This is a genomic window from Pseudoalteromonas sp. 31A1, from assembly GCF_011378815.1.
GTDB classification, from domain to species: Bacteria; Pseudomonadota; Gammaproteobacteria; order Enterobacterales; family Alteromonadaceae; genus Pseudoalteromonas; species Pseudoalteromonas arctica.
Genome location: NZ_WTKY01000003.1, coordinates 1 through 23917, shown reverse-complemented (window position 1 = coordinate 23917; position 23917 = coordinate 1). Strand labels below are relative to the sequence as shown.

8 protein-coding genes are annotated in these 23917 nt (G+C 43.6%); 4 read left to right on the top strand and 4 right to left on the bottom strand.

Annotated elements, in window-relative coordinates; genetic code table 11:
• Window positions 1-78 precede the first annotated feature (78 nt).
• The 3 genes from GQR52_RS03940 (at window position 79) to GQR52_RS03930 (ending at window position 3337) form a co-directional block, all read left to right on the top strand.
• Window positions 79-537: an LPP20 family lipoprotein gene (locus GQR52_RS03940; protein ID WP_024593173.1), complete on the top strand. Its 459-nt coding sequence runs from the start codon at window positions 79-81 to the stop codon at window positions 535-537.
• A 137-nt stretch (window positions 538-674) separates the two neighbouring features.
• Entirely contained in the window at window positions 675-1382 is a 708-nt protein-coding gene (locus GQR52_RS03935; protein WP_007583156.1) for a transglutaminase-like cysteine peptidase, read from the top strand.
• Window positions 1382-3337, top strand: coding sequence for a LapD/MoxY N-terminal periplasmic domain-containing protein (locus GQR52_RS03930; RefSeq protein WP_165727534.1), 1956 nt, complete (start codon window positions 1382-1384; stop codon window positions 3335-3337). Before GQR52_RS03935 ends, GQR52_RS03930 begins: the two co-directional genes overlap by 1 nt.
• A 22-nt stretch (window positions 3338-3359) precedes the next feature.
• Here GQR52_RS03930 and GQR52_RS03925 read toward each other — a convergent pair whose 3' ends face one another.
• From GQR52_RS03925 to GQR52_RS03910, 4 genes are all read right to left on the bottom strand, one after another.
• Window positions 3360-3947 (bottom strand): response regulator transcription factor, encoded by a 588-nt coding sequence (locus tag GQR52_RS03925; protein WP_165727533.1) that lies wholly within the window; start codon window positions 3945-3947, stop codon window positions 3360-3362.
• A 22-nt stretch (window positions 3948-3969) separates the two neighbouring features.
• Window positions 3970-5391, bottom strand: coding sequence for an HlyD family type I secretion periplasmic adaptor subunit (locus GQR52_RS03920; protein WP_165727532.1), 1422 nt, complete (start codon window positions 5389-5391; stop codon window positions 3970-3972).
• Window positions 5388-7526 (bottom strand): type I secretion system permease/ATPase, encoded by a 2139-nt coding sequence (locus GQR52_RS03915; protein ID WP_165727531.1) that lies wholly within the window; start codon window positions 7524-7526, stop codon window positions 5388-5390. Before GQR52_RS03915 ends, GQR52_RS03920 begins: the two co-directional genes overlap by 4 nt.
• Window positions 7527-7911: 385 nt before the next feature.
• Complete coding sequence (locus GQR52_RS03910; protein ID WP_165727530.1) at window positions 7912-9888, bottom strand: TolC family outer membrane protein; 1977 nt, start codon at window positions 9886-9888, stop codon at window positions 7912-7914.
• Between the two features lie 239 nt (window positions 9889-10127).
• On the opposite strand from GQR52_RS03910, the gene GQR52_RS03905 reads away from it, so the two are divergent.
• Window positions 10128-23917: Ig-like domain-containing protein (locus GQR52_RS03905; RefSeq protein WP_165727529.1), on the top strand; the 13790-nt coding region annotated here is incomplete at its 3' end.

Sequence of the window (23917 nt, the reverse complement as noted above, 5' to 3'; positions counted from 1 at the left end):
TTGGTAATTATTAGTAATGCTATAAATGGCATTAAACGTGCATATGTACTGCTAATTACTATACAAGGGCTAAATGCTATGCGAGCAATTTCATTACTTATTACACTTGGGTGTTTAACCTTAGGTGGTTGTAGCAGCGTTTTTGATAAGCATGTTGAATATAAATATGTAGAGCCAAATAATTACCCTGTTTTAAAAGCGATAGGGTATGCACCTATTAGCTTGCAAAAAGGCGCTAACCTGTCGCAAAAGCAACTTATGGCAATTAAGGCTTCTAAGCTTGAGGCTTATCGCGAGCTTACTGAGCAAGTATATGGGCAAAAAATTACCGCAGGAACAACGGTGGAAGGTTCAATTGCTCAAGACGATTACCTAGAAAGTAAAGTGCAGGGGCTTATTAAAGGTGCACAAATAATTAAAACTTACGCAGTAGATGACACTTACGTGACCGAGCTTGAGCTTAATATGAAGCGTGTGCACGATTTATACATAGGTGAAGTAAAACCACGCGAAGTTAAAAAAGTAACTTATTACTAATCATTAAAAAAGTTATTCAAAATATCTCATCCTCTTATATTGAGTGCTATGCTGTTGTTAGGATTAATTTTTAAGCAGATTGCGTAGTGCTCAACAGATGTATTTTATTGCCACTTATATTAACAGTGGCTCTGTAAATGGCGTTTAAGCCAACTTATTTAAATCCTAAATTATTTATATGGTGCAAAGCCAATTTGCGCTACCTATTACTGTTTTTTGTACTCTCTAGTGGTGTGCTTGCAAGCCGACTAACTATTCAATTTAATACCTTTATTGAGCTGATGGGTCAAAAATATGGACCTGCGCGAGCGGCTGTTGCACGTAACTGGCAAAGTATGTTGGTACAAACTCAAAACAAACCAGAGCAACAACAAATTCTTATTGTTAATGATTTTTTTGCGCGTAATTTACGCTACCAAACTGATATTTTGCTATGGAAACAAAACGATTATTGGGCAACCCCTTTAGAAACGTTAGGCAGAGGCTTAGGTGATTGTGAAGATTACGCAATAGCAAAGTATATAAGCTTGAGAGCCCTAGGGGTGAGCGACGACAAGTTACGCCTTATTTATGTAAAAGCAAAAATTGCGGGCACTAACAAAACGCAAGCACATATGGTGTTAGGTTATTTTGCTACACCAAACGCTCAGCCACTTATTTTAGACAGTTTAATAACAAAGGTTTTACCTGCTGCAAAACGTGTAGATTTAAGCCCTGTTTTTAGCTTTAACAGCCAAGGTTTATGGGCTAATAATTCAACCAAAAGTGTAGCCAGCCCAACAGCAAGACTTTCACGCTGGCGTAAAATTTTGGAGCAGACAACCAAAGAAGGAGTTATGTGGTAATGGCATCATTTTCCTTATCTAAGTATCTTAAAAAACGAAAAATAACACTCAGGCAAGAGCTGTGGATTGCATTATTAATTGTTATTTTTGTAGGCTTTATAAGTAGTGTTTTAATTAGCACTAATTCGGCTAAAAGTTATTTTTCGACCCAGCTGTACTTAAAAAATGTAGATAACGCCAGTTCACTCGCGTTAATGATCAGCCAATTAGACAAAGACCCCGTTGAGCTTGAGTTATTAGTATCGGCCACATTTGATACCGGTCACTATAAGCGAATAGAACTACAAAACCCTAATGGTGAGGTGATTGTTAAACGCACGTTTACCGATGAACTTAAAGCGGCGGCTCCGCAGTGGTTTAGATCAATGTATGGATTAAATGTACAGCCAGGGGTTGGGCAAGTAAATAATGGTTGGCAGCAGTTTGGTACTTTGTTTATAGAAAGCCATAGTCAATATGCTGAGCAAGCCTTATGGGAAAGTGCGCTTAAACTATTTTTTAGTTTTTTAATTGTCGCTTTTTTTGCTTGTATAGTTAGTGCTTACTTTTTAAGTAGGATATTAAAACCACTAGATGATGTTGTGTATCAGGCTAATGCATTTGGTGAAAAACGTTTTATTAAATCGAGCGTTCCGCGCACTTTTGAGTTTGCACGTTTAGTGCAATCAATGAACCAGTTATCTACCCGTTTTAGCCGTATTATTAAAGAAGATAATAAACGTTTAGAAGAGCTTAGATTTAAATCGCAACACGATGAGCTAACTGGTTTAGCAAATAGAGAGTACTTTGGTGCAACGCTTGAGGCTCACTTACAAAAATCGAAAGATCATGCCCATGGTGCTTTGTTTTTATTTAGGGTTGTAAACCTCGATCGCGTAAGTGAGGAAGTGGGACGAGTAGAAATGGTTAACTTTCTACGTCGATTTTCACAGATGTTGGTTAGCTTCTTAGAGAGCAACCAAGAACACTTTTCTGAAAATTACATTGCACGTATTTCTCACAGCGATTTTACCGTTTTATTTAGTGATATTGATGATATTCAAGCAATCAGTGAACGTATTTTATTGATGCATCAATCGTTTGTTGAAGAGTATAAAAACGTTAAGCTAGCGATACCTCACAGCTGTACTTATATTCAAAAAGACGACACGCGATTTGATGTATTAAAGCGTGCGGATGAACTTTTAAAATCATCGGGTAAACGATCTGATGTACAAGCAAAAGTAGCTCAAATCAAGCAAGAAAGTGAGCTGTTTGATAATGCAACTAGCTGGAAAAATGCCATAGAAGAGGCACTCAACAATAATAATTTAGAAATAAATACTTACCCAGTAACGAGCTTTACAGGGCAGGTAATGCAAAATCAATTAGGGTTGAGCCTAAAGCTTGGTGGGCAAGTATACCGTGCTAGTTACTACTACCAGTGGGCTAACCGATTAAAGTTATTAGCGCGTTTAGATTGGGGTTTAATTAAGGCGTTGGTGGCTCATTATAGTATTGAGCCACCAAGTGAACTGATTTCGGTTGAATTATCTGCTCAAACGTTACTTGATGATGCTGCACTTGCTTCGATTCTTACGTACCTTTCGGCGTTTCCTGATTTAGCCTCTAAAATTTGTTTTGATATTCGTGAAAGTATTGCCGTTAGCGAAATTGAGATATTTAAAGATTTTTGTGAGCAGGCTCGATGTATGGGCGCTAAAGTAGCATTAAAACGTGTGGGCCCTGAATTTACTAAAATTGAAAAAATTCAGGAGTTTGGGCTTGAAATGATTAAGGTTGATAGCGTGTATGGGCACAATATTAGCTACAGCCAAGACAACCAAACATTCCTGCGAGGTGTATGTACGTTGGCGCACTCTATTGGTATTAAGGTTGTTGCCCAAGGTGTAACAAGTCAAGATGACCTCGATACACTTATTAACTTAGGCTTTGATGGGGTTATTAAAGAGTAAGTAATAAGCATTAACTGTGCGGTTAATGCCCTTTTACAACTAACATTAATTGAATGCGGTCGCGAACTTTTAGCTTATTAAATATAGAGCTCATATGCTCTTTAATCGTGCGCTCTGTAATATTTAAAGATTCTGCGGCTTGCTTGTTAGTCGCGCCTGTTACAACAATATCAACTACTTGACGTTCTCGCTTTGTGAGTACATCAAGCTCGCATGTGCTCGCATATTTAAACTGTGTATTTGATAAAGCTCCTACTAAGTTAGATAGTAATTGCCCTGGTAACCATATTCCGCCAGCACAAATTGTTTCAAGTACTTGTTCAATAATTACTTTAGTAGCGAGTGCTTCTACGTACCCCCTAGCTCCTGCTTCAAGCGCAGCTCTTAGTTGGTTTATTTCTAGTTCGTTGGTCATAACAATAACGAGTAAACGTTGTTGCGAATACTTTTTAACGAGCTCAAGCCAGTTAGGTGTGCCGGCCAAAACCCAAATAATATTTGATGACGTGACCCTGTTTGGTTCTTTTGTGCATATCAAACAATCAGGAAACGCCGTATGCCAGTGTTTCGATTCAAATTCAGGCTGTGTGATAAAAATACTTTGGCGCATTACTTCTCCATTTATAAAATGCTTAACGCTCTGTCATTGCTTGCGATGTAGCTCTAAGAACTGGTTTTAAAAGATACTCAAGTACGGTTTTTTTACCGGTAATAATATCCACTTGAGTGGTCATCCCTGGAATAATAGTCAGCTCTTTTGAAAAATTATTTTTGGTGGTTTTTAGTTGTACCAAATAAAAGGTGTTTTCGCGGTCATCTGTAATTGTATCGGCGCTTATATGTAATACCTCTGCTTCAAGGCCACCATATACGGCAAAGTCGTAGGCACTAAACTTTATCATTGCAGATTGCCCAGGACGTAAAAACGCAATGTCTTTAGGCGGAATTTTTGCCTCTACTACAAGTTGATCGTCAAGCGGGACAATTTCCATAACATCACTACCAGGCTGCAAAATACCGCCAACAGTATTAACTAATAATCGCTGTACAGTGCCTTTAACAGGAGAGCGTATTTCAGTTTGAGTTACTTTATCGGCTAAGCCAGATTCGGTTTCTTTAATTGAGTCGAGTCGAAGTAGCGCTTCGGAGAGTTCGTTGTTCCAGCGGTTGATCATAACGAGCTCAACTTCGGTTACTTTGTTTTTAGCTTCGTTAATAGCCGAAAGACTTCTGTTTATAACTGCCTTAGTGCGGTTTATCTCGCCGGTTAGATCCACTATTTGACGCTCTAAACGAATAATATCTATATCTGAAATAGCACCGGTGCGTAATAATGGGCGAGTAACAGAGAGTTCTCGGTTTGTTAAGCGCAGCGCGCTTGTATGTTGCTGAAGTGCTGCTTTAGCTTCAATATAATCTTGGTGTCGTTGCTCTAGTTGGCGTTTATGAATGCTTACCTGCTGCTCTAATTCTTGACTGTTACTTAAATAAAGTGAGCGCTCATGTTGTATTACTTGAGGTGCGTTTTTTATAATATCGTCGCTAAATACCAGCTCCTTTTTTTGAGTAAGCGCTCTGAGTCTTGCTACTTTTGCGCTTAACGATTCAACCTTTGACTGATTTTCTCTAAAGCTAGAAATAAAGCGGGTAGGGTCTATTTTAATAAGCACATCACCCTCGTTTACTATTTGTCCTTCTTTTACATTGATTGTTTCGACCATACCGCCATCATAAGATTGAATAAGCTGTAATTTATTAGAAGGAATAACACGGCCCTCGCCACGAGCAACTTCATCCAAATTAGCAAAGCCAGACCACACAATAAGGCATATAAACGTTAAACAAATTAAATAAAGTAGTAATCTCGCGCTTGCTGGCTCCTGCTGCATTTTTTCCCACTGTGCATCTACTACCCAGTCTTGAGTGTTTGGTGGAGAAAGCCATCCTTTAAAAAGTGTATTAAATACAGATGGCTTACCTTGTTTTCTGGCCTCTATAGCTTTACTAACAGATTCAAAAGAGCGTTGTTCAAGTGGTTTTTTGTTATCACTCATGAGGCTTGCTCCACGGTTTTATTATTTAACGCCGCAATTACTTTTTGTTTTGGTCCATCAGCAACTACTTTTCCGTTATCTAAAACTATAATTCGATCAACAAGCTCAAGTAATGATGAGCGGTGAGTCACCACAATGAGAGTTTTATCGATAGAGCATTTTTTTAAGTTACTAATAATTTTACTTTCACTGTTGTGATCTAGCGATGAGGTTGGTTCATCTAATAATAAAATAGGAGGATCGTTTATTAATGCTCTAGCCATCCCAACTGCTTGGCGTTGCCCACCTGATAATTGACGACCTTGTTCGCCCACTTGTAAATCAAATCCGTCGGGGTGCGAATTAATTAAATCAAATAATTGGCTTCGCTCACAAGCTTCAATAATTTGCTCGTCTTTGGCATGCCAAGCGCTTATCGTAAGGTTGTCTTTTAAGGATCCATAAAACAGGGCGACGTTTTGCGGAACGTAGCCAATATTATGACGAAGCTCTGCAGGGTCAATTTGATGTATATCGTTATTGTCCATCAAAATTGATCCTGAACAGGGTTCATATAGCCCTAAAATAAGCTTTTCTAATGTACTTTTACCTGAGCCATTGCGCCCTAAAATTGCAACTTTTTCACCCGCTTTAATTTTAAAGCTAACACCGTTAAGTGCATTATGAGATTCGTCAGAGTATTTAAAACATACATCTTTAAATTCTATATCGCCCTTTAAAATAGGGTGGCTTAACCAATGTTTACCCGGTGGGCGCTCGACCTCTTTTTCCATAATTTCGTTTAGTGATTGCATTGCTATTGCCGCATGATGATATTGCGCTAAAACAGCGGCTGACTGCCCAATAGGGCCCATAGCACGAGATGATAATAAGTAGGCTGCAATTAATCCGCCTTGAGTTAGCTCACCTTCAATAACGAGGTGTACGCCTATTATCATTATTATCACGCCTACACATTGCTGTATCCACGATGCTGTATTTGATATAGAGCTAGAAACGAATCGACTTTGTGCGTTTACTTGCGCAATGTAAATGGTCGACTTTTCCCATACAGATTGTGTTTTACACTCTGAGTGAAAGCTTTTTACATCTTCAATATTGGTTAAGCTTTCAACAAGTACTGCGTTTCGCATTGAGCTTGCTTTCATTGTTTGTTCTGAAAGGGCTTCGAGTTTGCGATGTGCAGCAATAGCGTAAGCTAATAATATAAGTGCGCCCGCTATAATAGGTAAACTTAGAGGTACGCCAATAATGGCAATAACAATTAAATATAAAACAACGAATGGTAAGTCGACTAATGCGACAAGCGTTATGGAGCTAAAAAAGTTACGCACAGCTTCAAATGATTGAATGTTGCTAGCAAAGGAGCCTGCGGATGATGGGCGGTTTTTTAGTTTCATCCCCAGTACTCGCTCCATAATTACAGCAGATACTTTTACATCTATTCTACTGGCAGCAAGCTCTACAAAGTAGCCTCTTACTAAGCGCAAAACAAAGTCAGCAGTGAGTGCTATTAAAATGCCAATGGCAAGTACCCATAGGGTTTCTGTTGCATGATTGGGCACTACGCGGTCGTATACGTTCATTACAAATAAAGGCATAGCAACCGACAAAAAGCCCAACGCAATAGCTGAAATGATTACGTCTTTATAAAGTGAGCGGCACTCTTTAATTACTCCCCAAAACCATCCGTCTTTTGATAGTTTTTCAAGTACGGGTGTTCGCTCATCAAATGCAAATTCTGGTTGTGCATAAATAATTAAACCAACACTGTTGCCTGCTAATTCATCAATGCTTTGTTCGATAACTGATTCGGTAAGCTCTGGGTAAATTACACTCACCAACTGCTTATCGTAATCAATAGAATTAATAACACAGGCTTGATTGTCTTTTAAAATTAAGATGGCAGGTAGCAGTGCTGTATTAATTTTTTGTAGTGGCTTATTAACTACTTTCGATTTAAAGCCAATGCGCTTAGCTGCGCGCGAAAAACCTGATGGAGTAAGATTTCCATCAGTTAGAGGAAGTCCATTTAATAGTGCTTCTCTTGAAAACTCTTTATCATGATGGCGACATAAAACTGCTAGGCAGTCAACGAGTATGCCACCATGATCAAGTACATCGTTTAATTCCATAAACCATCCAATGTTATGTAGAACTGCATGCGGTTGTTACTACTAAACCTAAACTCGAGAAATAAATTTAGCTTAAATATTTCAAGCCGAGTTTAGGGTCTGTTGATCTTTCAAGGTTAAATTTTCAGCAGTCTGTTTGGTATTTAGGCAAGGCAGAGCCTATGCAATGTGGTTATTCCCCATAAATGGGCGATAACGTAGCATTAATGCCAAACAGGCGCTGCCCAAAGGGTTCTTCCTAGGGGCTATTTACTCTTTGTTGCTCGGTTTTTACTTAGCCCACTAGGTTACAAATCTCGCGCCGCGATTAAACAGCCCCTAGTTTGAACAAATTTTAATCCGCAAAGATCAACAGACCCTAGTTATTTACATAACGTTAATTGACTTAGCTATCAGTAATTACAGCTTCGATACGTCGATTCGCAGCATTTGCTCTTACTGATATTTCGTTTACTCGAGGTTGATCAATACCGTACCCGAACGATTTAACACGTTTTGGTTTTATATCGAATTGTTTAATTAGAATTTCAGCAACAGCAAACGCACGTTTTTCAGATAGTTTGCGGTTATATGTTCGATCTCCATCTAGAGAAGCATGACCTTGTATTTCAACCTGCTTATTTGGATTTTCTTTTAAAAAATCTGCAAGCCGACTAATTTCTTGAATATATTGAGACCTTACATCGCTTGAGTCAGCAGAAAAAGGGATACCAATCTCTATATTCGAGGTTGATGCGCTATAAATTGTACAGCCAGATAAATCAACATTAGTTGACAGCGGCGTACTCGGACAAGTGTCTTGCTCGTTTGGTACGCCGTCACCATCATCATCTAAAAAGCTACTTTGTGTAGTGTCGGTTTCCAACGGTATATCTAAGTACCTTGGCATAGCGGTTACACTCATGTAGGCATTATCTTGCTTCGCTTTTTTTTGTAGAAATGCCTTTCGGCTAAAGGTGGTTGCTACATCGTAACTCGGACAAATATTTTGTGCGTTATGCACAATAGGATCGTCAGTTAGCTCTTTTAATGTAGGGTATTTACCTGACATTACGTCAAGTGCTGGCAATAATTTCCCCATTTCTTTTAGCATAGTTAAAATAGCCGATTGGCGGTCGTAAAGCGCAACTATGTATGAACGTGTTGATTGGAACGATTCGTTTTCGGCATCAAGTACGTCTAGTAGAGTTCGTTGGCCTATATCAAATTGATCTTTATATGCAATTTTAACTTTAGTTGATGATTCGCGGTGTTGATTAAGCGCTGGCAACTTTTGCTCTAGTATAGTGACGTTGTAGTAGGCAATTTGCAGACTTTGACGAATATCAATACAGGCTTGATCTCGTTGATATTTTGCAATGTTTATATCTTGATAAGCTTGTTCTAAATTAGCGCTATCAAGACCACCGTTATACAAGTTATAACTAATATCTATGCCGACTCGCGCTTCTGTTCTGGTTTCATTTTGACCAAGCTCATCTCTATCTTGGCTACCGTAGCGGGCAGATAAATCTACGTTAGGATGAAAGGCCGCTTTTTGTGCTTTGGCGTTCGCCTTTTGCGCTTCAATATTATACAAAGAGGCATAAAATGAAGGGCTGTTTTTGTAGGCGACGTCTAGCGCTTGGTTAACCGAAATTGGTATATTGTTTTCATCAAGGTCAGCTTGCTTTATATCGTTCATAGGTAGCTCACCTACAACTCTTAGGTAGCGAGCGCTTACATCATGTAAATTTGAGTACTCCGTTAATACATTAGATTGCGCTAGAGATAAACGACCACTAATTTGTTCTAGGTCTGCTGCGCGCGCTACACCGGCGCCTACGCTTTGCTCTATTTGTTGGTATACAGACTCGTGCTCTTGTAAATTAGCTTCTGCAAGTTGTACTAACTCTTTGAATTTTTGTACGTCAAGTAGTGCAATCGAGGCTTCAAGTGCTGTTTGTTCTGTTTGAGAAATAAGCTCAAAGTACCTAATAAGTTGAATACGTTTAAAACGGTCAACTGTATTAGATGTTCTAAAACCGTCATAAAGCATTTGAGTAACGCTTAATTCGGCTGTATTACGGTTATATTCTTCTTCAATACCGTAATTTCTTCTTTCATATCCTGCACTTGCTGATACATCAACACTTGGTAAATAACCTGAACGGGCAGCATCCACTCCATAAATAGAAGATTTAAAAGCATGCCATGCTTCTTGTACTTCAGGATTGTTTTCAATCGCTTTACTTGAGACGTATGTAAGTGGCATTGCTGATTGTTCGTTTGCATGCACGTAGTTTGATAAAGTTACGGCTGTAATCGCTAATCCGATTAACATAGTCCCTTGATGCTTTTTAAAAGTGTTTTTTATAATCATTTCTTCCTCTTAGATCCTGTTAAGACCGAAAATACTCTTTTAAATATTTAGTAAAGGAGTGCTAATTTTGCAAGTAATCTTTTCGGGTAGCATGAAAAAAAATTTCTACCACTTTTTTGTTGATTTTTTATTTTTGAATTTTTCTTCTAAACCTGTACTTGAGTCCAGTATCTATGTGCTTTTTTTGTTCTACCTTTAATTTATTAGATTGTTATTTTAAAAAGTTTGAGGGTACCTAAATGGAAGCAAATCAACTTGTAGTTATTGATATTCAGGGTTCGGCGGGTGTTGTGTTGGATGATGGATCAATAAGAGCGTTAAACGTTGGTGACATTATTACCGTAGGTGATTTAGTTGTTACTGCTATTAAGTCGTCGTTACAAATAGATGTGCAAGGTGAAACCTTATCTATACCCGCAAATCAAAAGGTAAAAATAACACCAGGCCTATTAGCGAAAGAAGCAAGAGACTCTAGCGAAACAACTGTTTTTGATGAAAGTTTAGATGAAGCAATCGCAAGCTTAGACTTAGGTACAGAGCAAGACTCATCAACGGCGGCTAATTCAGATGTAACAGATTTTTTAGATGCATTAGAGGGTGATGGGGACATTTTAGATAATTTAGAGGCAACAGCCGCTGGTGGCGGTAATGCAGCTGGTGCAGATGGAGGTAGTTCGTTTGTACAGTTAACCCGAATTTCTGAAAGTGTTGATCCTAGTAGTGTTACTTTTGATTCTTCTTTTGATCAAAGCGCTACTGAAGCTTTTAATTTAAGAGATACCTCTGATGGTATTGTGCCTGACGTAACTTCGGCTTCTATTTCACTTAATGAGCTGGGCGTTACTAATTCATCACAACCAACAATTACCGGTACGAGTGAAAACTTAATTGGCGAAACGGTTAATGTGACGGTAACTGATGTTGATGGAAATTCTCAAGTAGTTAGTGTTGTGATTGGCCCTGATGGTACCTTTGAAATAACCCTACCAACTCCAGTTGCGGATGGCCCTGTGACCGTTGTTGTTGAAGCAACAGATCCTGTTGGCAACCCTATAAACGACACTATTTCTATAGAAATTGATACAACACCTCCGCTTATTGCTATTGATCCTGTTGCCGATTCTGCTTCGCAAACAGTGACAGTAACAGGGACTGTATCTGGGTTGAACACTGGTGATAATGTGTCGGTCACGTTAACGGATAGTGCAGGTACGGTACAAACAATAGTTACTCAGGTTGATGCTCAAGGAAATTGGGTAATTACTACCACCTCACCTTTATCTGAAGGGGAGTTTAACGTAAGCGCTGTTGCGATTGATGCAGCTGGAAATCAAGCTGTAGACCAAGCTTTAGCTAATGTAGATTTAACTGCTCCGGTAATCACAGTAAATGTAACTGATGAAACAAATAACGCAACACCACCACTTTTTGGAACAACAAATGGGGTTCCTGAAGGCACGCAAGTAACAATTACTGTTACAGATAGTGCAGGACAAATACAAACATTAACTGCGGTTACTCAAGCCGATGGAAGCTGGAGTGTAGAAGTTGGGACTCCTTTACCCGAAGGTGATTTTACTGTTGATGCACAAGTAAGCGACAGTGTAGGAAACTTAGCATTAGCAAGTGATTCAGGAGTAGTTGATTTAACGGCGCCTACGGTACAAATTAATAATATTAACGATACTCAAGACACCACGCCAACTATTACAGGTAATGCGCAAGATGTACCTGCTGGCTCTATTATTAGTGTGGTTATTACCGATTTTAATGGTCAAACTCAAACATTATTAACCCAAACTAACGCTGATGGTGATTGGTCTATTGACGTAACTACGCCATTGGCTGAAGGGCAGTTTGAGGTTGATGCAAGTGTAAGCGATGCTGCAGGTAATCAAGCCCAAGCAAATAACCAAGGTGTTGTTGATTTAACAAATCCAGATATTACCGTTACTGCAATTGCTGATACTAACGATACTACACCAACATTTGTAGGTAGGGTAGAAGACGCTCCAGCAGGCTCTGTAATTACAGTATTAGTAACCGATATAAACGGTAGCGTACAAACTTTAACTACTTTATTAAATGAAGATGGTACATGGAGTGTTGATGCTAATGAAATCTTGCCAGGTGGTGAGTTTACAGCAACTGCGTCAGTAACCGATCCAGCAGGTAATGAGGCTACTGCGCAAACAAACGGCGAAATAACGTTTGCTCCTATTTCAATTCAAATCGATGCAATTGCTAATACTAACGATACCACTCCATTTTTAAGTGGTAACACCGGTAATGTGCCTGCAGGTACTACCATTACTTTAACTATTACGGCAAGCGATGGGAGTACGTTTACATTACTTGCAGTGACGCAAGCAGATGGTTCGTGGACTGCACAAGTAACAACCCCTCTACCTGAGGGCGACTTTACCGTAGTTGCTGCTGTTATAGATGACTCGGGTAATGAGGCGCAAGCAAGTGCAGTAGGTAATGTTGATTTAACGGTAAGCATTAATTTTATTATTGATACTAACGATACAACACCAACAGTTAGCGGCTCTACCCAAGACGTAGAGCCTGGTGCATTAGTAACCGTTACATTTACAGGAAGCGATGGCGTAACAGAAACCGTGCAAGTAGTTACTGGTGCTGACGGAAGTTGGTCTGTTGAGGCAAGTAATGAATTGGTTGAAGGTCAGTTTAGTGTAATTGCAACAGTGACTGATGCTGCAGGTAATACAGCTTCTGCAAGTGAAACTGGAGAGATTGATTTAACCGATCCTGCAATCACGATTAATCCTATTGAGGATACGAATGATGTAACCCCATCAGTAAGTGGTAACGTAATTGATGTACCTGCAGGGACCGAAGTTACATTAGTAATAACTGACAGTGAAGGCAATGAACAAACACTCACAACACTTACAAATGCCGATGGTACATATACAGCGGATATTATTGCAGATCTCAGTGAAGGTGATTTCACAGTAACAGCAAGTGTTAGCGACACTGCAGGCAATAGCAGTACTGCAACTGTTACAGGTACGGTTGATTTAACCGCACCAAGTGTCACTATTAACAATATTGCAGATACAAACGATACAACACCTACTCTTACAGGCTCTACCCAAGGATTAGCATCGGGCAGTGAAGTAACTTTAATTGTTACCGATAGTCTAGGGGCTGAGCAACAGTTAGTTACTACTATAAGTGCGGATGGTACTTGGAGTATTGAGGTTCCAACTGCTTTAAGCGAGGGGGATTTTACCGTAACTGCTAATGTATCTGATAATGCGGGTAACGCAGCTCAAGATTCACAATTAGGCTCAGTTGATACCACCCCTCCTTTAGTTGCAATAAATGACTTTGCTGATTCAAACGATACAACACCTACATTTAGCGGAACAACGAGTGATGTAGCTCCGGGTAGCCTTGTTAGTGTTTTAGTTACTGATGCAAATGGTGAGTCTCAAACATTGACGGCGGTTGTGTCAGAAGATGGAACTTGGCAAGTAGGTGCAACTCAAGCTGTTGCTGAAGGCGACTTTACAATTACGGCAACAGTAACAGACGCTGCAGGTAATGAAGCAAGCGATACCGGTACTGGAACAATTGATTTATCAGCTCCAATTATAGCAATTAATGCAATCCCAGATAGCGCCGATACTACTCCAACAATTTCAGGTTCCGTACAAAATGTGCCAGCTGGAACAACGGTTACGTTAACATTGACGGACGCTGGTGGTAATACACAAACAATTACAACACAAACGCTAGCTGATGGTAGCTGGACAGCTGATGCTATTAATGAGTTAGTTGAAGGTGACTTTAGCGTTAATGCCATCGTTAGCGATGAAGCAGGTAACCAAAGTGAAACTTCAGCACAAGGAACTATCGATAATACCGCACCAACTATTACGATTGATGCACTCGCTGATAGTAACGATACAACACCGACAATTTCTGGCACTGTAACGGGCGAGCCAGAAGGCACCGTTGTTACTATTACCGTGACTGATGAAGCAGGTAACCCACAAACCATCACCACAGAAGTACTCGCTGACGGCACTTTCACTGTTGATGTATCAGATGAATTAAGCGAAGGCGAATACAGTGTAGACGTATCAATCACTGATACTGCGGGTAACGAAAGTACAGAAGTAACAACGGGTACTATTGATACCTCAGCACCGGTGATTACGATAGATGCACTGGCTGATAGTAACGACACCACCCCAACTATTTCAGGCACCGCAACAGGTGAGCCAGAAGGCACGGTTGTTACTATTACCGTGACTGATGAAGCCGGTAACCCACAAACTATCACTACAGAAGTACTCGCTGATGGCACCTTTAGTGTTGATGTGCCGAACGAATTAAGTGAAGGTGAATTTACTGTTGAGGTATCGGCTACAGATACTGCGGGCAATGAAACCACAGCAACTACGACTGGCGAGGTTGATACTTTAGCACCGGTGATCACGATAGATGCACTGGCTGATAGTAACGACACCACCCCAACTATTTCAGGCACCGCAACGGGGGAGCCAGAGGGCACGGTTGTTACTATTACAGTTACTGATGAAGCAGGTAACCCACAAATCATTACCACTGAAGTACAAGCCGATGGCACCTTCAGTGTTGATGTACCAAACGAATTAAGTGAAGGCGAATTTACAGTTGAGGTATCCGTTACTGACACTTCAGGTAATGAAACCACAGCAACTACGACTGGAGAAGTTGATACGGCTGCACCATCAGTAATAATAGACCCTGTAGGTGATACTAACGACACCACACCAACTATTTCAGGCACCGCGACGGGTGAGCCAGAAGGCACGGTTGTTACTATTACCGTGACTGATGAAGCAGGTAATCCACAAATAATTACTACTGAAGTACAAGCCGATGGCACCTTCAGTGTAGATGTGCCGAACGAATTAAGTGAAGGCGAATTTACTGTTGAAGTATCGGTTACTGATACCGCGGGTAATGAAACCACAGCCACAACAACGGGAGAAGTTGATACCACAGCGCCAATAGTTACTATTAATGCGCTAGGCGATACGAGTGATACAACACCAACTATTTCAGGCACAGCTAGCGGTGAGCCAGCTGGTTCAACCGTAACTTTAACCGTGACCGATGCTAACGGTGAATTACAAACAATTACAGCACAAGTAATTGCTGATGGAAGTTGGACTGCAGAAGTATCCGCGGCTTTAGCTGAAGGAAGCTACTCTGTAGATGCAAGTATTAGTGATAGCGCTGGTAATGAAGGCACAGCAAGTGCTTCAGGCACAATTGATACAAGCGCATTGACCATTACCATTGATATTATTGGCGAAACTAACGATCAAACACCTCAAATAAATGGTGATACTTTTAATGCACAAGTTGGCTCTCAAGTGGAAGTTCAGATCACTGACTCAGCGGGTGCAGTAATTACTTTAACCACAGTTGTTGATGAAAACGGTCTTTGGAGTGTTACTCCGCCTGCAAATTTAGCTGAGGGCACCATTTTAATTATTGCAACAGTAACAGACATAGGTGGTGGAACGGCTAATGCAGAGCTTGATGCTGTAATTGATATTACGCCTCCAACAATACAAGTTAATGAACTAGAAACTAGTAATGACACTACTCCAATTATTTCAGGTAGCACAACAGACGTAGCTTCAGGCACAGTTATAAATTTAACGGTTACTGATTCTCAAGGGGTTGTTCGTACATTTAGCACAACAACGGATGCCGATGGTAATTGGAGTGTTGAACTTTCTCAAGAGTTGGCCTCGGGCGATTATTCTGTAGAAGCTGAAGTATCTGATGCTGCAGGAAATAGCGCTTCAACTACGGCTACCGGTAATATAGACACATCAGGACCTAGCTTAACCGTTGACTTTGAAGCTGTAACCAACGACTCAACGCCTACTATTTCAGGCACTAGTGATGCAGACGTTGGTACCAGTATCACGGTTGTTATTACAGATGAAAATGGAGTTGAACAAACACTTAGCACCACAGTAGATGCAAATGGTAACTGGGAAGTAACTCCACAAACAGATTTAAATGAAGGTGATAACACCATCGAAGTGAGTGTATCTGACGAAGCAGGAAATACGACAACAGTTACAGATACAATTACGTTAGACACACAAGCGCCAATACTCACCATTCAAAACGTAGGCGATGTCAGCGATTTAACACCTGAGCTGCAGGGCACTAGTAATGAAATTGGCGGCACCGTAACACTGACCATCACCGACAGCCAAGGCGCTGAGCAAACCTTCACCACCACCGTTGAAAGTGATGGCCACTGGAATATTGAAATTCCAGGTGCCCTTGCACAAGGTGACTTTAGCGTTGTTGCCAGCATTACCGATGCCGCAGGCAACGACACCACGGCCAACAGTAGTGGTAATGTAGATACCATTACACCGGTTATCACCGTTGATGCACTGGGTTTAGGCAACGACAGCACCCCTGTTGTTAGTGGTACCTCAACAGAGCCTGAAGGCACCGTTGTGAATATTGTTATCACAGACAGTAACGGCGATGAAACACCAATTACAGCCACAGTCGATGCGAACGGCAACTGGCAAGCAATCAGCCCTGAATTACCAGAGGGCAGCTACAGTGTGCAAGCCAGTATCACCGATGATGCAGGCAACACCGGCGGCGCCACACAAACAGGCAACCTAGATACCTTAGCGCCGACATTGACGTTAGACACAGTCGGTGCCACGAATAATAGCACACCAACAATTAGCGGGACATCGAACGCGCCAGCAGGCACGGTTATAACGATTAACGTCACGGATGCAAATAATACAGAAACGTTCACCGCAACAGTACAAGCTGATGGCAGCTGGTCAGCGGATGTACCGAATGCACTGAGCGATGGTGAGCTCACCATTGAAGCTAGCGTTAGTGATAACGCCGGTAATACCACTACATTAAGTGAAACCGCAACACTCAACACCACGGCCCCAAGCATTAGTATTAATGCATTGGTTGATACCAACGACACCACCCCAACCATTAATGGTACAAGCGATGCGGCAGATGGCACCACGATTAGTTTAACGTTTGAAGACAGTGCAGGGAATATTACGACTGTTGATACGACGGTAACGGGTGGTGTATGGAGCATCGATGCACCAACTGATTTAGCCGAAGGCGAATATACTGTTACCGCACAGGTAGACGATGGCCTAGGTAATATCGGCAGCGCCACCGAAACAGGCGAGATTGACTTAACCGCACCAAGCCTTGTTATTGTAGACAATGGTGTTAGCAATGACACGACACCGACCATCTCGGGTACAAGCGATGCGCCACAAGGCAGTGAAGTCACTATTATTGTGACAGACAGTGCCGGTGCACAGCAAACCATTACCGCGACAGTTGGCGGAAGTGGCGCGTGGTCAGCCCCTGTTACGACAGCCCTTGCAGAAGGTAACTTCACCGTAAGCGCAAGCGTGAGCGATGCCGCTGGCAACGAAGCCAACGGCACAGGCGCAGGAGAGGTGGATACAATTGCACCGACCCTTGTACTTACCAGCCCTGGTTCAAGTAATGACATCACCCCGACATTTAGCGGCACAAGCGATGCGGTTGAAGGCACGGTTATTAACTTCACCGTAGTGGATGATTTTGGTAGCTCACAAACGTTCACCACCACTGTGGATGCTGATGGCAACTTCTCAGTGGAAGTACCGACTGCACTGGCAGAAGGGCCATACAGCATCGAAGCAAGTATTAGCGATGCGGCAGGCAACAGCACCGATATTGCGAGCGATGGCACCATTGATACCACAGCACCAAGTGTGAGTGTGGATGCGCCAGTACTCACCAACGACACCACACCCACAGTGACTGGTACCAGTGATGCACCTAATAGCACTATCACAGTTACGTTTACAGATGCAGCGAATACCACTCAAAGCATTGATGTACAAACCGATGCTAATGGTAACTGGAGTGCGACACCAACAGGTACATTAGCTGAAGGTGACTACAGCGTCAGCGCCAGCATCACTGATGCTGCAGGCAACACAGGCACCGGCACGGACAGTGGCGAAGTAGACGTAACCCCGCCAGCACTTGCCTTTACACCAACGTTTGAACTTGGTTTATTAATTACCCTAAGCGGTACGTCTGACTTGCCCATTGGCAGTGAAATTACTATTACCGAGCAACTTGTTAACGGTGGTATTGGTGCAACATATACCACTACAACGGATGCGGATGGCAACTGGTCATTAGTCGGGTTGGATGTATCTTTACTTGATGTTGGCTCAGTGATCGCAACAGCGACCGATGCCGCAGGTAATACCCGTACAATTAGTTCAGATGACTTTGATAATACACCGCCGACACTCACTGTTGATGTTGCAGCACAAAGCGACAGCAATACACCGGTTATTAGCGGCACAAGCGATGCGGGTGAAGGCGCGCAAGTCACTATTGTAGTGACCGACAGCGCAGGCAACCCGCAAACTATCACCGCCCTTGTGGATGCAAACGGTGATTGGAGCGCCACACCAGCGACACCATTAAGTGAAGGTCAAAGCACCATTGAAGTAAGTGTACGCGACAGTGTTGGCAATGAAACCACCGTGAGTGACACCACCACTATCGACACGCAAGCGCCACTACTCACCATTCAAAACGTAGGCGATGTCAGCGACTTAACACCAGAGCTTCAGGGCACCAGTAATGAAATTGGTGGCACCGTTACATTAACTATCACCGACAGTGAAGGCATCAATCAAACCCTTAGCACCGTTGTAGGCAGCGATGGTCACTGGGCAATCGAAGTCTCGACAGCCCTTGCACAAGGTGAGTTTAGCGTTGTTGCCAGCATTACTGATGCTGCAGGCAACGACACCACCGCGAGCAGCAGTGGTAACGTAGACACCATCACACCGGTTGTCACCGTTGATGCACTGGGTTTGGGTAACGACAGCACTCCAGTGATTAGTGGTACCTCAACAGAGCCTGCAGGCACGGTTATAAACATTGTTATTACCGACAGTAACGGTGATGAGCACCCAATCACCGCTACTGTGGATGCAAACGGTAATTGGCAAGCAACCAGCCCTGAATTACCAGATGGAAGCTACAACGTACAAGCCAGTATCACCGATGATGCAGGCAACACCGGCGGCGCCACACAAACAGGCAGCTTAGATACTTTAGCGCCGACACTGACGTTAGACACAGTAGGTGCCACGAATAACAGCACACCAACAATTAGCGGGACATCGAACGCGCCAGTAGGCACGGTTATAACGATTAACGTCACGGATGCAGATAATACAGAAACGTTCATCGCGACAGTACAAACCGATGGCAGTTGGTCAGCGGATGTACCGAACGCACTGACTGATGGTCCACTCACCATAGAAGCAAGCGTCAGTGACAGTGCAGGCAACACCACCACATTAAGTGAAGGCGCAACATTGGGTACCAATGCACCAAGTATTAATATTGATGCATTAATGGATACAAATGATACAACGCCGAATGTGAGCGGTACCAGCAGTGCAGCAAATGGCACTATTATCACCGTCAGTATCACGGACAGTAATGACATAACAAACACGGTACAAACAACCGTTACAGACGGTATCTGGAGTGTTGAAGCCCCTTTTGACTTAGCTGAAGGCAGTTATGAAGTTGAAGCGAGTGTTACAGATGGAAGCGGCAATACAAGTACAGCAACAGAAAATGGTGTAGTGGATACGACCATTCCTAATATTGCCGTAAATGATGTAACCGTGACTGATGACACAACACCTACGATCACTGGCACAGCGAATGCGCCACAAGGCAGCACCGTGAGCGTTGAAATCACCGACAGTAATAATATTACTCATACCGTAACGACCACATTAGGGGTTAATGGCACATGGAGCGTAGCAGCCACGCAAGTACTGGCTGAAGGCACCTTTACAGTGAGCGCCAGTGTGAGCGATGCCGCAGGCAACGAAGCCACTGCCACAGGCACTGGTGAAATAGATACCATTGCACCGACACTTGTACTTACCAGTCCAGGCTCAAGTAGCGACATCACCCCGACACTTAGCGGCACAAGCGATGCCGTTGAAGGCACCGTTATTAACTTCACCGTGGTGGACGATCAAGGCAATACACAAACCTTTACGACCACTGTGGATGCCGATGGCAACTTCTTTATAGAAGTACCGACTGCCTTGGCAGAAGGGCCGTACACGATCACCGCCAGCATCAGCGATGCAGCAGGTAACAGCACCGGTATTACAGGTAACGGCACAATAGACACGACCGCGCCAAGCATTACCGTGGATGCGCCAGTACTCACCAATGACACCACACCCACAGTGACTGGTACCAGTGATGCACCTAATAGCACTATCACAGTTACGTTTACAGATGCAGCGAATGCCACTCAAAGCATTGATGTACAAACCGATGCAAGTGGTAACTGGAGTGCAACGCCAAGCGGCGATTTAGCGGAAGGTAATTACAGCGTCAGCGCCAGCATCACCGATGCTGCAGGCAACACAGGCACAGGTACAGACAGTGGCGAAGTCGATATAACACCGCCAGACTTAGCATTTACACCTACCTTCTTATTAGGCTCATTGGTGTTATTAAACGGCACCTCTGATTTACCGGCTGGCAGTGAAATTACCATTACTGAGCAACTTGTTGGCGGCGGTGTGGGCGTAAGTTACACCACAACCACTGACGCCAATGGTAACTGGTCACTGACTGGTATTGATATCTCATTACTGAACTTAGGCTCAGTGATCGCAACAGCGACCGATGCAGCAGGTAATACCCGTACAATTAGCTCAGACGACTTTGATAATACGCCACCGACACTCACTGTTGATGTTGCAGCACAAAGCGACAGCAACACGCCAATCATAAGCGGCACAAGCGATGCAGGTGAGGGTGCACAAGTGACGATTGTGGTTACCGACAGCAACGGCAACCCACAAACCATCACCGCGCTTGTGGATGCAAACGGTGATTGGAGCGCCACACCAGCGACACCATTAAGTGAAGGTCAAAGCACCATTGAAGTAAGTGTACGCGACAGTGTTGGCAATGAAACCACCGTGAGTGACACCACGACTATCGACACGCAAGCGCCAACGCTCACCATTCAAAACGTAGGCGATGTTAGCGATTTAACACCTGAGCTGCAGGGCACCAGTAATGAAATTGGTGGCACTGTCACACTCACTATCACGGATAGCGCAGGTGCTGTGCAAACCATTGATACAATAGTTGACAGCGATGGCCACTGGGTTATTGAAGTATCAAACGCGCTTGCCCAAGGTGACTTCACAGTTGTTGCGAGCATTACCGATGCCGCAGGCAATGAGAGCACAGCGAATAGCAGTGGCAATGTTGATACGGTTACACCAATCGTCACTGTTGACGCATTGGGTCTAGGTAACGACAGCACCCCAGTTGTTAGTGGTACCTCAACAGAGCCTGAAGGCACGGTTATCAACATTATTATTACCGACAGTAACGGTGATGAGCACCCAATCACTGCCACAGTTGATGCCAGCGGTAATTGGCAAGCAACCAGCCCTGAATTACCAGATGGCAGCTACACCGTACAAGCCAGTATCACCGATGATGCAGGCAACACCGGTGGCGCAGTTCAATCAGGCACTCTTGATACCTTAGCACCGACATTAACACTGGATACCGTGGGCGCCACGAATAACAGCACACCAACAATTAGCGGGACATCAAACGCGCCAGCAGGCACGGTTATAACGATTAACGTCAGGGATGCAGATAACACAGAAACGTTCACCGCGACAGTACAAGCCGATGGCAGTTGGTCAGCAGATGTACCGAATGCACTGAGCGATGGTGAGCTCACCATTGAAGCTAGCGTTAGTGATAGCGCAGGCAACACCACCACGTTAAGTGAAACCGCGACACTCAATACCACTGCGCCAAGCATCAGTATTAATGCACTGGTTGACACCAATGACACCACGCCAGAAATTCGCGGGACAAGTGATGCAGCTGATGGCACAACCATTAGCTTAACGTTTGAAGACAGTGCAGGGAATATTACGACTGTTGATACGACCGTAACGGGTGGTGTATGGAGTGTCGATGCACCAACTGATTTAGCCGAAGGCGAATACATTGTTACCGCACAGGTAGATGATGGACTGGGTAATATTGGCAGCGCCACAGAGACAGGTCAGATAGATCTAACAGGTCCGAGCCTTGTTATTACCAACAACGGTGCAGGCAACGACACCACGCCAACGATTGCAGGCAGTAGTGATGCACCGCAAGGCAGTACGGTAACGGTTATAGTGACAGATAGCAGTGGCACACCACAAACAATGAGCGCCACCGTACTTGCTAATGGTACGTGGTCAATTCCTGTACCGGCAGCCATTGCAGAAGGTGGATACACCATCAGCGCAAGCGTGAGCGATGCAGCAGGCAATGACACCACCGCTACTGGCGCTGGTGAAATAGACACCATTGCACCGACACTTGTACTTACCAGTCCAGGCTCAAGTAGCGACATCACCCCGACACTTAGCGGCACAAGCGATGCCGTTGAAGGCACCGTTATTAACTTCACCGTGGTGGACGATTTAGGCAATACACAAACGTTCACCACCACGGTTGATGAAGATGGCAACTTCTCAGTCGAAGTGCCAACAGCGATAGCAGAAGGACCATATAGTATTGAAGCTAACATCAGCGATGTGGCAGGTAACAGCACCGATATTATAGGCAACGGCACCATTGATACGACCGCACCGAGTGTGAGTGTAAATGCGCCAGTACTCACCAATGACACCACACCCACAGTGACTGGCACCAGTGATGCACCTAATAGCACTATCACAGTTACGTTTACAGATGCAGCGAATGCCACTCAAAGCATTGATGTACAAACCGATGCAAGTGGTGACTGGAGTGCAACGCCAAGCGGCGATTTAGCGGAAGGTAATTACAGCGTCAGCGCCAGCATCACCGATGCTGCAGGCAACACAGGCACCGGCACGGACAGTGGCGAAGTCGATATAACACCGCCAGACTTAGCATTTACACCTACCTTCTTATTAGGTTCATTGGTGTTATTAAACGGTACATCTGATTTACCGGCTGGCAGTGAAATTACTATTACTGAGCAACTTGTTGGCGGCGGTGTGGGCGTAAGTTACACCACAACCACTGACGCCAATGGTAACTGGTCACTGACTGGTATTGATATCTCATTACTGAACTTAGGCTCAGTGATCGCAACAGCGACCGATGCCGCAGGTAATACCCGTACAATTAGCTCAGATGACTTTGATAATACACCGCCGACACTCACTGTTGATGTTGCAGCACAAAGCGACAGCAACACGCCAATCATAAGCGGCACAAGTGATGCGGGCGAGGGGGCACAAGTGACTATAGTGGTTACTGATAGCGCAGGCAACCCACAAACTATCACCGCCCTTGTGGATGCAAATGGTGATTGGAGCGCCACACCAACCACACCGCTAAGCGAAGGTGAAACGACCATTGAAGTAAGTGTGCGCGACAGTGTCGGCAACGAAACCACCGGGAGTGACACCACCACCATCGACACGCAAGCGCCAACACTCACCATTCAAAACGTGGGCGATATAAGTGATTTAACACCAGAGCTGCAAGGCACCAGTAATGAAATTGGTGGCACCGTTACATTAACTATCACCGACAGTGAAGGCATCAATCAAACCCTTAGCACCGTTGTAGGCAGCGATGGTCACTGGGCAATCGAAGTCTCGACAGCCCTTGCACAAGGTGAGTTTAGCGTTGTTGCCAGCATTACTGATGCTGCAGGCAACGACACCACCGCGAGCAGCAGTGGTAACGTAGACACCATTACACCGGTTGTCACCGTTGATGCACTGGGCTTAGGTAACGACAGCACTCCAGTGATTAGTGGTACCTCAACAGAGCCTGCAGGCACGGTTATAAACATTGTTATTACCGACAGTAACGGTGA